The 14,456-nt window shown below is 63.8% G+C and carries 15 protein-coding genes; 8 read left to right on the top strand and 7 right to left on the bottom strand.

Annotated elements, in window-relative coordinates; genetic code table 11:
- Positions 1-260 precede the first annotated feature (260 nt).
- The 3 genes from AB7245_RS08890 (at position 261) to AB7245_RS08880 (ending at position 4,809) form a co-directional block, all read left to right on the top strand.
- The gene (locus tag AB7245_RS08890; RefSeq protein ID WP_439034201.1) at positions 261-3,365 is read left to right on the top strand and encodes an ATP-binding protein; all 3,105 of its coding nucleotides are present in this window, start codon (positions 261-263) and stop codon (positions 3,363-3,365) included.
- A gap of 758 nt (positions 3,366-4,123) precedes the next feature.
- Positions 4,124-4,585 carry a universal stress protein gene (locus AB7245_RS08885; RefSeq protein ID WP_085403286.1) on the top strand — a complete coding sequence of 154 codons (462 nt, stop codon included), beginning with the start codon at positions 4,124-4,126 and terminating at the stop codon, positions 4,583-4,585.
- A gap of 95 nt (positions 4,586-4,680) precedes the next feature.
- On the top strand, positions 4,681-4,809 hold the full coding sequence (locus AB7245_RS08880) for a hypothetical protein (RefSeq protein WP_256376431.1): 129 nt from the start codon (positions 4,681-4,683) through the stop codon (positions 4,807-4,809).
- A 66-nt stretch (positions 4,810-4,875) separates the two neighbouring features.
- Here AB7245_RS08880 and AB7245_RS08875 read toward each other — a convergent pair whose 3' ends face one another.
- The 6 genes from AB7245_RS08875 to AB7245_RS08850 all read right to left on the bottom strand — a co-directional run bounded on the left by AB7245_RS08875 (position 4,876) and on the right by AB7245_RS08850 (position 8,434).
- Positions 4,876-5,442 (bottom strand): DUF1697 domain-containing protein, encoded by a 567-nt coding sequence (locus tag AB7245_RS08875; RefSeq protein WP_085403285.1) that lies wholly within the window; start codon positions 5,440-5,442, stop codon positions 4,876-4,878.
- A 170-nt stretch (positions 5,443-5,612) separates the two neighbouring features.
- Entirely contained in the window at positions 5,613-5,885 is a 273-nt protein-coding gene (locus tag AB7245_RS08870) for a hypothetical protein (protein WP_085403331.1), read from the bottom strand.
- 236 nt (positions 5,886-6,121) lie between these two features.
- Entirely contained in the window at positions 6,122-6,388 is a 267-nt protein-coding gene (locus AB7245_RS08865; protein WP_085403284.1) for a DUF3551 domain-containing protein, read from the bottom strand.
- Positions 6,389-6,542: 154 nt separating this feature from the next.
- Positions 6,543-7,052, bottom strand: a complete 510-nt coding sequence (locus tag AB7245_RS08860; protein WP_063985328.1) for a DUF2867 domain-containing protein — start codon at positions 7,050-7,052, stop codon at positions 6,543-6,545.
- A gap of 162 nt (positions 7,053-7,214) precedes the next feature.
- Entirely contained in the window at positions 7,215-8,105 is an 891-nt protein-coding gene (locus tag AB7245_RS08855; protein WP_085403283.1) for a sigma-70 family RNA polymerase sigma factor, read from the bottom strand.
- A gap of 20 nt (positions 8,106-8,125) precedes the next feature.
- Positions 8,126-8,434: a hypothetical protein gene (locus tag AB7245_RS08850; RefSeq protein ID WP_071917696.1), complete on the bottom strand. Its 309-nt coding sequence runs from the start codon at positions 8,432-8,434 to the stop codon at positions 8,126-8,128.
- Positions 8,435-8,697: 263 nt separating this feature from the next.
- On the opposite strand from AB7245_RS08850, the gene AB7245_RS08845 reads away from it, so the two are divergent.
- The 3 genes from AB7245_RS08845 to AB7245_RS08835 all read left to right on the top strand — a co-directional run bounded on the left by AB7245_RS08845 (position 8,698) and on the right by AB7245_RS08835 (position 11,563).
- A complete protein-coding gene (locus tag AB7245_RS08845) occupies positions 8,698-10,104 on the top strand; it encodes a DHA2 family efflux MFS transporter permease subunit (RefSeq protein ID WP_085403282.1) in 1,407 nt (468 codons plus the stop codon).
- Positions 10,105-10,301: 197 nt separating this feature from the next.
- The gene (locus tag AB7245_RS08840; RefSeq protein ID WP_028158991.1) at positions 10,302-11,039 is read left to right on the top strand and encodes an SDR family oxidoreductase; all 738 of its coding nucleotides are present in this window, start codon (positions 10,302-10,304) and stop codon (positions 11,037-11,039) included.
- A gap of 26 nt (positions 11,040-11,065) precedes the next feature.
- Positions 11,066-11,563 carry a DoxX family protein gene (locus tag AB7245_RS08835; RefSeq protein ID WP_167768142.1) on the top strand — a complete coding sequence of 166 codons (498 nt, stop codon included), beginning with the start codon at positions 11,066-11,068 and terminating at the stop codon, positions 11,561-11,563.
- A 43-nt stretch (positions 11,564-11,606) separates the two neighbouring features.
- Here the strand turns inward: AB7245_RS08835 and AB7245_RS08830 are convergent, their stop codons facing one another.
- Positions 11,607-12,290 (bottom strand): TetR/AcrR family transcriptional regulator, encoded by a 684-nt coding sequence (locus AB7245_RS08830; RefSeq protein ID WP_085403281.1) that lies wholly within the window; start codon positions 12,288-12,290, stop codon positions 11,607-11,609.
- Between the two features lie 204 nt (positions 12,291-12,494).
- Here AB7245_RS08830 and AB7245_RS08825 point away from each other — a divergent pair, with 204 nt between their 5' ends.
- On the top strand, positions 12,495-13,328 hold the full coding sequence (locus AB7245_RS08825; RefSeq protein WP_085403280.1) for a sugar phosphate isomerase/epimerase family protein: 834 nt from the start codon (positions 12,495-12,497) through the stop codon (positions 13,326-13,328).
- 19 nt (positions 13,329-13,347) lie between these two features.
- Entirely contained in the window at positions 13,348-14,427 is a 1,080-nt protein-coding gene (locus tag AB7245_RS08820) for a Gfo/Idh/MocA family protein (protein WP_094184291.1), read from the top strand.
- The last annotated feature ends 29 nt before the right edge of the window (positions 14,428-14,456 follow it).

Here is a 14,456-nt window from a genome sequence, read left to right as displayed (position 1 = left end):
GTGAAGCTCTGCCGTTAAACAATGGTACGGAGGATGCCACGAGCGACTGAAACATCTTGTGAAGCAACAACCCATAGAACACGCGGGTGAGACGCCGTGCCTTATCTTCCAAGCGCATGACACGAACACCTTGTGTGAGTGACCGGATACGGCTGGAAGTATCGAGCGGGACGCGGGGCCACGCTTTAAGGCGAGCTTAATTTGTTCTTATCGTTTCCTTGATTCTGAAGGGTGTGCTTGCTTTCGGGCCCGCGTACCGGTTGAATATCCGCCTTGCGCACACCTCCGAAGGCATTGTTTTGCTGTACCTATTTGACGAGTTTGTCCTCGACACCGACCGGCGGGAATTGCGCCGTGACGGACGTACGATCCCGTTGCAGCCCCAGGTTTTTGACGTCCTCGAATATCTGATCCGCCACCGCGCCCGGGTGGTGACCAAGGACGATCTGATCAGTGCAATCTGGGGCGGGCGCATCGTCTCGGAGTCGGCGCTCACCACCCGCATCAACGCAGCCCGTACCGGAATAGGCGATTCCGGCGAGGCGCAGCGGCTGATCAAGACTTTGCCGCGCAAAGGCGTCCGCTTTATCGGCACGGTGCGGGAAGCGGCCAGGGAGGTCGAGAACGCGGTCCTACCTCTGAAAACCGAAATCTCCACCCCGGTGGTCGGCCGGACCCCCTCCTTCGAGACGATCGACCAGATGACGCGGCACGTCCTGTCCGGCAAACGGCAGATGGCTTTTGTCACCGGAGAAGCCGGGATCGGCAAGACGGCCTTCATCGCCAAGGCGCTCGAGCAGCTGACGGAACAGGGCTTCGATCAGCTCTATGGGCGCTGCACCGAACGGTTCGGAACCGACGAAGTCTTTCTTCCACTCATCGATGCGCTGGTGAGCCGCTATCGCGCAAACGGCCCGGAACTGATTTCGGCAGTTCGCGCCCACGCACCCACCTGGATCCTGCAATTGCCAGGCGTCATCGACGCATCGGAACGCGCGGCTTTCCAGGACGAAGTGTTCGGCGCGACGCGCGAACGGATGCTGCGCGAATTCTGCGATCTTCTGGAAGCGCTGAGCCTCGACCGCCCCTGGGTTCTTGTTCTCGAAGATCTGCACTGGAGCGACTTCGCGACACTCGACGTCCTGTCTCGGTTCGCACGCGGGAACGGCAACGCGCGCGTGCTGGTCCTCTGCTCCTATCGTCCGGCCGACAGTTCCGTCGGCGGGCATCCCATCCCTCGCCTGCACCGGGACCTCGAGATTCACGGATACTGCAGCGAATTGCGCCTCGATCGGTTGTCGCGTCCGGAGGTCGAGCGTTACCTGGCATTGCGCTTCGGCGACGAGCAGCTTGCCTCCAGCCTGTCAAAGCCGGTATTCGAGCGAACGCTGGGACATCCGTTGTTTGTTGCCACGCTGCTCAAGCACTTGATCGACCAGGAGTCGATCATCGAAATTGACGACGGATGGCGCCTGTCCTCACAGGCGGCATTTGCGCAAGACCGCATTCCGGACAGCCTCGTGAACATGATCGGCCACGAGCTCGATCGCCTCACCGACAACGAGCGGCGTCTGCTCGACGTCGCCAGCGTTGCCGGCGAGGAATTTTCTGCGGCCCTCGTTGCGGCCGGTCTGTCCGACGATGCGATCGACGTCGAAAGGGACATCGAAGCGTCGATCCGGAAGGATCAAATCCTCGCTCGGTCAGGGGTTTCCGAGTGGCCCGATGGCACATATTCGGGCTGCTACGCTTTCCGTCACATTCTCTATCAGAACATCATCTACCAGAATCTGCCGCCGGGGCGCCGCGCACAAACGCACAAGCGCCTGGGCAAGAGGCTGGAGGAGGCCTATGCCGGCCGCACCCCTGAAATAGCGCCTGCGCTCGCACTTCACTTTGAGCAGGGTCGCGACTTTCCGAGCGCGTTGCGTTACCTCCGGGAAGCGGCAAAGAACTCGACGAAACGCCTCGGCCACGCGGAGGCCGCAAGCTATCTCACCCGCGCGCTTGGCATACTCGATCGTTTCGATGCTGCCGACAAATTCTCGACCCGCGTCGCTCTTCTGCGGGAGCGAAGCTGGGCTCTTCGCTCGTGCGGCGACCTCGCCGGCTCCATCCGTGATCTGCGAGACATGATTGCCTGCGCCGAACAAGCGGGCGAGATCAAGCAACAGCTCAACGGCCTTACGGCTGTGAGCAGCCTCTGCTTGCGCGTGGATCGCCACGCCTGCCTTGAGGCCGCTGAAGATGTGCTGTCGCGAAGCCAGGCGCTGGCGGACGACACATTCAAGGCTCTGGTCCAGGGCAGCAGCGCGAGCGTCAACCTGTTCCTCAACGGCTGGCGCAAACAGGACGCCACGCTCTGCGACAGGGCGATCGAGCTGAGCGCGAATGCCACGCATTATGGCATCCTGATCAGGCGCAATGGAATATCCGGTATCGTCGATTGCTGGAGGTCGCGGTACCAGGAGTGCCGCCGCGCCGGCACGGAAGGCAAGCGGTTGGCCCGTCTGGCCGGCGACGTCTACACTTTTGTTCTGTTCAACGTTCTTGAGTCGATCGCGCTTATTCATCTGGGCGAGTGGCGCGAGTTGCGACTTGAAATCACGGCCGGCCTCGAACTGGCCGTCAGGAACGCGAACGGCCCCAGCAGCGCATTGTGCCGGCTGACGCTTGCGTGGTTGCACGTCGAAGCGATGGACTTTGATGGAGCCCGTGAGCTCTGCGAAAGCGTCGACGATAGTCTGCTGGTCGGAGATCAGTCGACCTACTTCCACAAGCGGGCCGTCCTTGCCAAGGCCTATGTCGGGCTGAACGACCCGTCGGGAGCTCGCAGGCAATTTGATGACATCGAGCGCCGCAGGCATGAAGAAGGCATCGATATCGAGTTTACCGCCGCGACGCAGGTGTATCATTGTCTCGGCGAATATTACCTGCAGGTTGACGACTTTACGCAGGCTGAGAGCTGTGCGCGCCAGCTCCACGACTATGTGGCCACGGCTCCGGATCTCAATCACCTGGCCCAGGCCCACGGACTGCTCGCCCGTACTGCGCTTGCCATGGGCAATTCAGCGGAGGCTCAGTTGCAGCTGTCCCGCGCGCTGGAGATCGTCGACAGCGCCGACTTCCCGATTGCTTCCTGGCGGGTGTACCGCACGGCCGCCGAGATCTTCGCGAAGTACGGCGACGTCGACAGAGCGGCGACGTATCGCATGCGATTTGTCGAGACCGTCCGAAGGCTCGCGCAAAATTTCGAACCCGGGGATCGGCTGCACAAGAGCCTGCTCGCCATGTTGGCGACGCGAACAGCGCAACTGGAAGCAATGACCTCTCTGCCTTCGCGGCCCGACAGTGCACGCCATTGACCCGATCCGCCTCGACACGCATGGCGGCCAGGTCTGCAATCTACCGATCGGTCGGCCGAAATGGCGATAAACTGTGCGGCAAGTTGCGATGAAAATGGCCAAGCTACTTTGAGCTTCGCGCCGCGCGCCAATCCTTGCGAACGCCGGCGAGGTCCGCTGCTCAGCATATCATGGGGTTATCCCCGTGGTCGCAAACTCCACCCGGTTGATCCGAGGGCACTGGCGCAAATGCGTGGTAGGCCGGCGCAGCGATCGATCGCTCGAAGCGGGAGCTCGCCCCCACGCCCTGTTCGGTGTGCCGATCGCCAGTGCGGTGCTCACGCGCCTGGAGCGGCGTGCTGAAGATTGCGGTGACGACCAGTCCGGTCAACAACGCCTTGGACAGGACTGATCCGACGAGATTTTTGAATGGTGTCATCGTGGTGGTTCCTTTCGTTTGGGGGATCCCCCGCGAGGCAAGAGATCCGATCCACCACCCTTAGACGTGCGTTGTCGCGCGCTTATTCCCAAGTCACAAAGTAGTTTCCGAGGCGCGTACAATCTTCTCGGACACGAGACAGAGCTCTACGCCAGATTCGGTTGCCTGCATCGAACGTGAATAAAAGTTTAGTTAGCCGAGAGCCGGGCGCGTCCACGCGGTGCGAGGCGAACCTTGTTGAGGCTGTGACGGCGAGACCGAAAACGCGGATGGACCCACGGCGCGTATGAGATCATATTACCCAGGCATCACTTTGTTCGAAGAGCAAAGGATTAATCGAATGTACGCCAACATTCTCTTGAGCACGGACGGATCGGACGTCGCGCGAAAAGGCGTTGAGCATGGCATTGCCCTGGCGAAGGCGTTGAACGCCAGGCTGACGATCATCACTGTGACGGAAGCGCTGCCGGTCGACTATGGGAGCGGACACGCCTCGGGATGGATTCCGACCCAGGAGGAGGTTGACAGCTATGACGCAGCCTGCAAAGCCCGTGCAGGCAAAGTGCTCGATGAAGCGCGCGCCATGTCGGAGCAGATCGGCACGCCTGCGGAACTCCTGCACGTTCCGAATGCGCACCCGGCGACTGCGATCATTGAAACAGCAGAGTCGAGAGGCTGCGACTTGATCGTCATGGCCTCTCATGGGCGTCGCGGCCTCAGGAAGCTGTTTCTGGGCAGCCAGACATCCGAGGTCCTGGTGTACGGAAGCGTGCCGGTGCTGGTCGTGCCAAAACCGGCATAGTGCAGGGCTTACCCGACGCCACTCGGCTGTTCTGCCGGGCGAGCCCAACCGAAACAAGGCGCCAATCGACCGCTCTCACGCGGCAGGAGAATTTTATGGTCAGTGAAAAAGGCCCGAACATCAAAAAGAAGCAGAAATGCAAAAATTGCGAGGGCAAAGGCTTGCTCAAGAAGGGCGAGAAGGTGGTGAAGTGCCAGCGCTGCAAGGGCACGGGGGTGCGGTGATGTTGAGTTGATGACCGCTCTATTCCCGGGGGATTGAGATGACAGTGCACTTCCAAGCAATCGATTTTATTTTTGATCAGCCCGGCTGGATCGGACCGAAGTCACGGCGTCACCGATTCGCCTTAGCGTATTCGTGTTGCGCAACGTGCCGACGCCCTTCAGGCGCCCCGCGCCTAACGCCGAAAGCAAACGCGATCGCGCTGGATCGCCCGTAAAATGGATCCAGAGATCGCCGCCGGCGACGGCTATTCGTTCATCGCTGACATAGCGTGCGAGGGCGTTTTCGCCACCTTTCGGGATTGGACTGCGCATCACGCGAACGGCGACCCTTTGCGGATCAGCGGTCGCTTCGGCACGAAACGGGTTTGCGCGTAGCAGGCGTCGCCACGCGTCAGCGTTGCGAACGATGATTGCGACATGCTTGCCGAACCGCACGTTGAAGGCCGCTTCGAGATTTTCTTCCAACTCGGAAATCGACGCCTTGTCGCTGTCAAACGTCAGATTTCCCGTCGCGCCGATGGTTCTGGGGTCGTGGAGGCCGAGGCCTTGCGCCATGGCACGCAGCTCGGCCATCGCCAATCGCCGGCCGAGCGGGAGAACCACACTGTAAAGCAGGGCCACGTAGGTCGTCATCGTTGGATGGCTCTCGTTCTCGGTCGGCTATCCTGACCAGCTTTATCGTTCACAACGTCAAATATCTTACGGGGTGCAGTCAAGCACTGTCACCGTAGTAGCCCGCACCATGAAGCCACTGGTATTCCGGCCGGCAACATCAAGCTTCGTGCGGTATTCTGGGCGATCCATCACAGAAAGGTCGTGAGCTCATAAGCCAGCACGGCTCCGCCAAGACAGCGCCGCCATGGGTTCACCCCGCGGAAAATCTCGTCGAGGGCCCAAACGATGAGGCCGCCTTTGAACACGATGTCCAGGGCAATAGCGGCATTGCCCGGCGGCTGCCAGATCCAGCGCAGGGCACCGGCCACGATGACGACCCAGAGAACGAGGTTGGGGGCCTGGGCGATCGTGATGTCACCGGTTTCGCGATTCCGAAAGAACCATTGCAGGAACCTGGACATGATCGCGCTCGCCTCTCCGATCGCGAAGATTATCGAGTACTCCGGTCGCCGCGATTCCCGATGTTTGCGATCGAGGGCCGCATCGGGTCTTTCGCGGTTTCGGGAGATGACGACGACAGCGCTGGATTGCTCGCCATCGACGGGCAGCCTATGCGTCCCGACGCATTGCGGCTGCTTCGGTGGAGCAGCCACATCGAACAAGGGCGCCGTCGCCGGCGCCCTTCATCGCTTGCCGCTCAATCCCGGCTGCGATGCAGCACGTGCCGTTGCTGCTGCGGCGCGTAGGCCCGCATCGGGTTGATACCGCAGCTCTCGTTGGTGCCGCTCGCGGTGGCGCGGCACTGCTCATAGGTGGAAAACTCGCAATTGCCGGGGTAGCCCGATTGGCGGCCCTGCAGGCAATAATTGTCTTGCACCTCGGTTGCGGACGCGGCGGTAGAGGATGCCGCGACGGTCAAGGTGGAAACGGCCGCAAGGACGGCGATGGCAAGATGACGATGCATGAGGGAACTCCTGTGTAGCGCTCGCCGGATGCGAGGACTCTCGTAAGCTAACGTTTGAGATCTCGAATACTTCGCAGCCGGAGAGATTAAATCGCTGTTATGTGCCACAGGGGCGGCACGCCCGTGCTCCGCTCTTGCGCCGCGGCGCGCGACCTTACAGTTCAGCTGGCCAGCCCGATCGCTCGGCTCGACGCAAGGACGACTTTACGATCAGGCGATGGAAGGGCGCGATTCCCGCGATATAGGCCCGCCCTCCCAAATGATTGAAGGTCACGACCGTTGTGGCGACAAGTCGGCGGCACAAGGCGGACTCTTCAACCAAAACGGACAAACGGAAGTCGAGATGGCGATCGTCCTCGCCAAGGATAATCTCATGACGACGCCGATCGTAGACCCGAAAGAAATCGATCCTGTCGGTCGCAACGTCATCGCGCAAGTCAGACGATGTCTTAAGACCGAACCCCGCAACCAAAGTGTCCCTTAGAGCCACCAGCCAGCCAACCCACCGCGCCTGACCCATAAGCATATGGGTGGCGAGGCGCTCGGCGTCGCCCGTCGCATGGCTCGGCAGATCGATCGCGAATGCGTCAGCGAAGCCCGCCTTGGCGTAGAGCGGCTTGAGCACCGAACGCTGCGGCAAATCCACTCGAGCAACGCGCGCCATAGATGTTCTGCCCGGACTGAATGGAAGCGAAGAGGCGGTGGAGACCAATAGCACCGGCGGGGCTCTCCAACAAGCGGCGAGGCCCCCGGGCAAGTCGATGCCCCCTCCCCACTCAGCGGTCATTGAAACTGAAGCGCGGACCACGCTGCCGGCCACGCCCACTCACCCTCCATCCACTACGCACTCCGCACCATCGATAACGTAGGCTGCGTGACGAAAATCCCTGATGATGGCGAGCTTGTCGGCGGACCAGTTCAACAGCATGAAATATTTCGCCCGCCCGCTCGGCTCATTCGGATCGAACACCAGGATCGCGGGACGTCCGTCGACCTGCCCCGTCACCAGGTGCCAGTCGCTGATCTTCGAATAATTGCCGAAATAGCGCGACACCTCGGCCTTGCCGTTCAGCCTGGTGCGGTTGATGAGCTCGAGCCTGACGTCATCGGCGATCATGGCGCGGATCGCGTCGAAGTCGCGCGCATTGAAATGGCCGACATAGGCGTTGAGCCGCGTGCGATCGGCCTCCGACAGGCCTGGCTGCGGCACATCGTCAGGCTCCTCGGCGAACTCACGCAGCTGCGTGCGCCCGCGATGCAGCGCGGCCTTCACCGCCGGCAGGCTGAAATCCATGATGTCGCAGACCTCGGCAAGCGAGCAGCCGAGCACGTCCATCAGGATCACGCTGGACCGCTGCGCCACCGGCAGCCGCATGAAGGTGCGCAGGCTGGTCGCAGCGATCTGGCGGCTTTCCACATCATCGAGCTGGTCGGCAATCATCTCCACCTCCTCAGCCGAATGAAGCGCCTCCTGTCGGTTGCGGCGGCGCAGGAAATCCAGCGCGGTGTTGTGCGCGATGCGGAACAGCCAGCCCTCCGTATTGACGACGGGCGTGACCGATTGCAGCGCTCCCATCGCCTTGATCAGCGCATCCTGCAGCACATCCTCACCGTCGATGACCGAGCCGACCATGCGCGCGCAGTAGCGATGCAGCTTCGGCCGCATCTGCGCCAGCAGCGCCTCGATATCGATGGTGGCCAGTGGCTCTGGCGCCATTGTTCCTCCGCCTCGCCTGGTCAGGACTCGTTCAGCATACGGTAGTTGCCGACGATCCTCACATCACGAACCAGCGGCGGCTCGGCGCAGCGGTCGCGGATGCCGTCCTGGAACGCCTGAAACGCCCTGAGTTTCGGGATCGGGCTCGAGCCGTCCTCGGCCGCGGCCTCGACCAGATGGATGAAGGTGTCGTCCTCCAGCCGCAGCGTCAGATAGCGCACGCCGTCCGGCCCGGCCGCCTTCAATTCGGCAAATACCGCCGAAACCAGCTCGGCGTTCCTGTCGGCCAGCTCGGGCTTGGCCTTGTACCTGATCAACGTCCTTTTCATCGCGCTCTCCTTGCTCATCTCGCGACCTGGCTCGCCCATCGCGCGCCATCTTTCCATTTCGGCATGACCCTCCCGGAAAACCGGTGCCCCGCTTTCCGGATCAAGCTCGCGTCAATGGCCGCGTCATCCCCAAGGACGTTTGGCGGCCGGCGAAGGATGCAGCCGGGGAAAAATTATTTCCGGGCGCATCCTTTGCCCCTCCGACCTCGTCTAGCCCACAGAACGCGCCGCGACAGGGTGGCTCGACACACGGAGAGAGGGCGATGCAGACCCCGACCAATCGCGCCGAGAAGAACTGGGTGCTTGGCGTCACCGCGCTGGCATCCTTCATGATGGCGCTGGACGCCATGATCATCACGACGGCATTCGCGACCATCCGCGCCGAATTCGGCAGCCCGGTCGAGACGCTGCAATGGACCGTCAACGCCTTCAACCTGACCTTTGCCGTGCTGCTCCTGACCGGCGCCGCGCTCGGCGACCGCTTCGGTCGCCGCCGCATGTTCGCGGCCGGGATCGCCCTGTTCGTCGTTGCATCGGCGGCCTGTGCGCTCGCCGGCAATGCCACCGCGCTGATCGCCGCCCGCGCGCTGCAGGGCGCCGGCGCCGCTTTGGTGATGCCGCTGGCGATGGCGATCCTGAGCGGCACGTTCGGCCGCGAGGAGCGCGCCCGCGCGCTTGGCATTTTCGCCAGCATCACCGGCTGCGCGCTGATCATCGGCCCCGCCATCGGCGGCTTCATCACCGAACATTTCGGCTGGCGCTGGGTGTTCTGGATCAACCTGCCGATCGGCCTGATCGCGATCGCCCTGGTGCTGGCACGCTTGCGCGAAAGCTTCGGACCGGCTTCCGCATTGGACATCGCCGGACTGGCGCTCGTCGCCCTCGCGGCGCTGGCGCTGGTCTGGAGCCTGTTGCGCGGCAACGCCGTGGGGTGGGCGAGCGCCGAGGTCATGGGCACGCTGATGTCAGGCCTGGTATTCACAGCCGGCTTCGTGCTCTGGGAATTGCGCGCGGCCGCGCCGATGGTGCCGATGCGACTGTTTGCATCGCGCGCCCTCGCCTCCGGCATGTCCGCAAGCGTCCTGTTCTACGCCGCGATGTATGGCGTCTTGTTCCTGCTGCCGCAGTTCCTGCAGACCACGCTGGGCTTCGACGCCTTCGGCGCCGGACTTCGCCTGCTGCCCTGGACCGCGACGCTGTTCGTCACCGCCCCGATCGCCGGCGCGGTCGTCAACAGGTTCGGCGAGCGGCCGCTGGTGGTGACGGGATTGCTGATGCAGGCGATCGGCCTTGGCTGGATCGCGGAGATCGTGAGCCCCACGGTCGCCTACTCCGCCTTGGTCGCGCCGCTGGTGCTGGCCGGCGTCGGCGTCTCGATGGCGATGCCGGCAGCGCAGAACGCGATCCTGAGCTCGGTCGCGGTGGCTGAAATGGGCAAGGCGTCCGGCGTCTTCAACATGGGCCGCTTCCTCGGGGGCATGTTCGGCATCGCTGCGCTGGTGGCGAGCTTCTCGGCCAACGGCGGGGCCTACTCGGCCGCACATTTCGAGAGCGGATTTGCTGCGGCGATGCGCCTCGCCGCAATGCTGTCGTTGGCCGGCGCGATTGCGGGGCTTTTCCTGCCGGCACGGCGACGGACCGCCAGTGCAGCCGCGCCACAGGATGCGTGACGCTGACACAGGCACGGGGCTGCGGTGACGTTGAGGTGGTGACCTCCCTCATGCCAAGGTAAGGGCCGCCAAGCCGTCAGCGGCGGATACCGCACCATTCACTGTTCGCCCCACCCGAACAGTGAAGCCAATTCCAGCGGGATTATCCAGCCAACCTCCCTGCCTATTATCTCCCCATCAAACAGGGAGACCCCACCATGACCACCCAGCACCCACGCACAGCCATCGTCACCGGCAGCTCGAAGGGCATTGGCGCGGCGGTCGCCGAGCGGCTGGCGCGGGACGGCCTCGCCGTCGTCGTCAACTATGCGAGCGGCGCTGCGCCAGCCGAGGCGCTGGTGGCGAAGATCAAGGCCGCCGGTGGAGCGGCGATTGCGGTCAAAGCCGACATCAGCAAGCTGGCTGACGTGCGCGCGCTGTTCGACGCGGCCGAGACGGCGTTCGGCGGCGTCGACGTGCTCGTCAACAATGCCGGGATCATGAAGGTCGCCCCATTGGCCCAGACCACCGACGAGGTGTGGGACCAGACCATCGCGATCAACCTCACGGGCACCTTCTATGCGCTGCGTGAAGCGGCGAAGCGGCTGCGCGAGGGCGGCCGGATCGTGAATTTCTCAACGAGCGTGGTCGGGCTTTATCAGCCGACCTATGCGGCTTACGCCGCGACCAAGGCCGGCATCGAGGCGATCACCCACATCCTCTCGAAGGAGCTGGGCGTGAGGCGGATCACGGTCAACGCGATCGCGCCGGGCCCTGTCAACACCGAGCTATTCCACAACGCCAATCAGCACGACATCTCGCCGATCATCGATCGGACGCCTCTGCATCGTCTCGGCGAACCCGACGACATCGCGCGCGCGATCTCGTTCCTGGTCGGGCCCGACGGCGGCTGGATCAACGGCCAGATCCTGCGCGCCAATGGCGGCATCATCTGAAGCCGCATCGTCTGGAGATCATGACCATGAGCGATGCGATCACGGGCGGGGCCCCACGGCACAGCCCCGCGTCCCTGCTGTTGCCTGGCTTGCGAAATTTCTACGAGATCGCCAATCCCGTTTCCTATGCGTTTCTGCGCGTTGCCTTCGGATTGATCCTGTTCACGCACGGCTTGCCGAAATTGCTCGGCGAGTCCCACGGCGCCATGGCCAATCCGTTCGCGAGCTCCATCAATTTCATCACCAATTCATTGCATTTTCCGGCCCCGGTGGCGTTCGGCTATTTCGTGATGCTGCTGGAAACCATCGGGGCCATCATGCTCGCCGCGGGGCTGTTCACCCGCCTCGTCGCGCCGATGGTCGCCGTGCAGATGGCGATGATCTGCCTTATCCATTACCCCAAATGGGCCTGGATCGATCGCGGCATGGAGTACCCGTTCCTGATGGGCCTCGTTGCCCTGCACATGTCGTTTCGAGGCGGCGGGCGATTCTCGGCGGACCGCTTGATCGGACGGGAGCTTTGAAGGCGCGCCGGAGGGCCCTGCCCGCTCCGGCCGCGCGAGGTCTTCACACCGCCGCCGTTCGATCCCCCCGCACACAACGCCACAGCAGATCGGCGATCTCGGCGCGGCGCTGCGCCCTCGCCTTTGGCGAGGACATGTCGAAGGCGAATTGCGCCTCGAACGTGTGACGGTTGGCGACCGCGAAGAAGCTCAGCGCATTCAGCGTCATATGCAGTTCGACCGGATCGATGCCGGGCCGGATCGCGCCGCAGGCCGCGCCGCGCTCCAGCACCTTGGCAATCTGGCTGATGCTCGGCTGCGTCATCTCCTTGAGCCTGCGGCTGATGGCCATGTGCCGTCCGCGATGGATGTTCTCGATGCTGACGAGGCGGACGAATTGCGGATGGGCCTGGTGGAAATCGAAGGTGAATTCGGCAAGCCGGCGGATCGCGGCCTCCGGCTCCAGCGCCTCGAGATGCAGATCCTCCTCGGCGGCGCGCATCTCCGCATAGGCCATCTCCAGCACCGCGGTGAACAGCTCTTCCTTCGAGTTGAAATAGTAGAAGATCAGCCGCTTGGTGATGTTGGCGCGGGCGGCGATGGCGTCGGTGTTGCCGCCGGACAAGCCGTTCTCGGCGAACTCCTCGAAGGCGATGTCGAGGATCTCCTGCCGCGTCCGCTCGCGGTCGCGCCGCTTGATCGGCACCGGCTTCGCCGCCCGGACGGGCTGCTTCTTCACACCTGGCATCTGGCCCTTCGGTCCTTCACGGCGGCCGGTCGCGGCATCGCCCTCCCTCCATAGCGCAATCGCGGGCCCTTGACATCAATTATCCCATTGGGTAATTATCAATTAACCTATGGATTAATTAAGAGGGAGGAGACACATGCGCCTGACCGGCGACCGCCGCGCCAGCTCCCGACTGCCGCGATTGCCTGTGCGGGCGAGCAGGCCATGACCGCGCTCGGCCTTGCCCATCTCACCGCGTTGGAGCTTGCGCCCACGGCGCTGGTTGCCGAGGCGGCGCGAGCCGGGTTTGCAGCCGTCGCGCTACGCTTCATCCCGGCAACCAGCGACGGGCCGGCCTATCCGACGCAGGTCGGCACCGAGGCCCACCGAGCGCTGAAGCGCGTGCTTGACGGCGAGGGCGTGCGGGTCAGCGACATCGAGCTGGTCCAGCTCAAGCCCGCCATCGACATCTCCTCGCTCGCAGGCTGTATCGAAGCCGGCGCCGATCTCGGCGCCACAGCGATCATCGCTTCGGGCGACGATCCGGATCGGTCCCGGCTCACCGCGCGTTTCGCCGAGCTCTGCCAACTCGCCGCGTCGTTCGGACTGCGCGTCGACCTCGAATTCATGCGCTGGCGCGCGATCGGCAATTTGGCGCAGGCCGCGGCGGTCATCCGCGACGCAGGCCAGACCAACGGCGCCATCCTGGTCGACGCGTTGCACCTGGCGCGCTCCGGCGGCCGCGCCGCCGACCTGATCCCGCTTCCCGACCATTGGCTCCGCGCCGCGCAACTCTGTGATGCCGTCGCCGAAACGCCGGCAACGGACGCGGCCATCATTGCCGAGGCGCGCGCGGGACGGCTGCCGCCCGGCGACGGCGCTCTGCCGCTCGGCGCACTGCTGGAGGCGCTGCCCACTGATGCCGCCCTCAGCGTCGAGATGCCGTTGCCGGCGCTCGACGCGAGAGAGCGGATCGCCACGGCGTTCAACGCGACCAGGAACTTGCTCGAAGGCCAGGCCCGCGGCGCCAGACGCCGCGACTGCCACGGCTGGGCCTAAACCCAACGGAATGCACGAGATGACAAAAATCAGGATTGGCGTGATCGGCGCAGGATTGATCGGGCGCAAACATCTGCGCAAGCTGGCCGAGCATGGCGACTACGAGCTCGCCGGCATCGCCGACGTCAACGCCGAGCAGGTCGCGGCCGAGCAGCCCGGCGCACGCGTCTTCGCGGATTACCGGAAGCTGCTCGACGAGGCGCGGCCCGAGGCCGTGATCATCGCGTCGCCCAATCAGCTCCACGCCGAGAACGGCATCGCATGCGCGCGGGCCGGCATCCATATCCTGATCGAAAAGCCGGTCACCGATACGCTGGAGACCGCCGCCGGCCTGATCGCGGAAGTCCGCAAGGCCGGCATTCGGTCGCTGGTCGGGCATCACCGCCGCCATCATAGGCAGGTGAAGGCGCTCAAGGCGCTGCTTGGCGAGGGCCGTATCGGCGATGTCGTCGGCGTCTCGGCGATCTGGGCCACGCACAAGCCGGCCGACTATTTCAAGGCTGCGCCCTGGCGCTCGCAAGCCGGTGGCGGGCCGATCCTGATCAATCTGATCCACGAGATCGACTTCCTGCGCTTCGCGGTCGGCGAGATCGTCGCCGTGGAGGCCATCGCCGCGAACCGGCAGCGCGGCTTCGCGGTCGAGGATACCGCCGCCGCGCTGCTCGAATTCGAGAACGGCGCGCTCGGCACGTTCTTCCTCAGCGACTGCGCGGTGACGCCCTGGACGATGGAGCAGGGACTCGGCGAGGCGCCGGAGTTTCCGTTCAGCGGACAGAGCAGCTACCGCCTGATGGGCCGCCGCGGCGCGATCGAATTCCCAAGTCTCGATCAATGGACGCAGGAAGGCGGCGCGCAGGACTGGAACAGGCCGATCCAGGCGCAGGCCAATCATGCGGCGTCGACCGATCCTTATGTCGCCCAGCTCGATCATTTCCGCGACGTGGTCCGGGGCGTGACGCCGTCGCTGCAACCGGTCGAGGACGGCGCGCGAAGCCTGCTGGTGACGCTCGCGATCGCAGAGGCCGCGACGGCGCGACGGCGCATCGACCTGCGCGAGCGCTACGCGGGGCTAGGACAAGGCGAGCAGGCAACGACCTAGAGCACGGCTTTCACCGCCGTCGGACAGAC

Origin of the sequence: Bradyrhizobium sp. 604_D8_N2_3, assembly GCF_051810765.1 — a bacterium.
In the GTDB taxonomy this organism is placed as follows: domain Bacteria; phylum Pseudomonadota; class Alphaproteobacteria; order Rhizobiales; family Xanthobacteraceae; genus Bradyrhizobium; species Bradyrhizobium barranii.
This window is presented reverse-complemented; position numbering and strand designations above follow the sequence as displayed.

Bases quoted from the DNA above. Each gene is read 5' to 3' on its own strand.
- AB7245_RS08870 (WP_085403331.1), bottom strand. From the start codon at position 5,885: ATGTCCAGGTTCCTGCAATGGTTCTTTCGGAATCGCGAAACCGGTGAC.
- AB7245_RS08885 (WP_085403286.1), top strand. From the start codon at position 4,124: ATGTACGCCAACATTCTCTTGAGCACGGACGGATCGGACGTCGCGCGA.
- AB7245_RS08840 (WP_028158991.1), top strand. From the start codon at position 10,302: ATGACCACCCAGCACCCACGCACAGCCATCGTCACCGGCAGCTCGAAG.
- AB7245_RS08860 (WP_063985328.1), bottom strand. From the start codon at position 7,052: ATGGCGCGCGTTGCTCGAGTGGATTTGCCGCAGCGTTCGGTGCTCAAG.
- AB7245_RS08820 (WP_094184291.1), top strand. From the start codon at position 13,348: ATGACAAAAATCAGGATTGGCGTGATCGGCGCAGGATTGATCGGGCGC.
- AB7245_RS08825 (WP_085403280.1), top strand. From the start codon at position 12,495: ATGACCGCGCTCGGCCTTGCCCATCTCACCGCGTTGGAGCTTGCGCCC.
- AB7245_RS08850 (WP_071917696.1), bottom strand. From the start codon at position 8,434: ATGAAAAGGACGTTGATCAGGTACAAGGCCAAGCCCGAGCTGGCCGAC.
- AB7245_RS08835 (WP_167768142.1), top strand. From the start codon at position 11,066: ATGAGCGATGCGATCACGGGCGGGGCCCCACGGCACAGCCCCGCGTCC.
- AB7245_RS08845 (WP_085403282.1), top strand. From the start codon at position 8,698: ATGCAGACCCCGACCAATCGCGCCGAGAAGAACTGGGTGCTTGGCGTC.
- AB7245_RS08855 (WP_085403283.1), bottom strand. From the start codon at position 8,105: ATGGCGCCAGAGCCACTGGCCACCATCGATATCGAGGCGCTGCTGGCG.
- AB7245_RS08865 (WP_085403284.1), bottom strand. From the start codon at position 6,388: ATGCATCGTCATCTTGCCATCGCCGTCCTTGCGGCCGTTTCCACCTTG.
- AB7245_RS08880 (WP_256376431.1), top strand. From the start codon at position 4,681: ATGGTCAGTGAAAAAGGCCCGAACATCAAAAAGAAGCAGAAATGCAAA.
- AB7245_RS08875 (WP_085403285.1), bottom strand. From the start codon at position 5,442: ATGACGACCTACGTGGCCCTGCTTTACAGTGTGGTTCTCCCGCTCGGC.
- AB7245_RS08830 (WP_085403281.1), bottom strand. From the start codon at position 12,290: ATGCCAGGTGTGAAGAAGCAGCCCGTCCGGGCGGCGAAGCCGGTGCCG.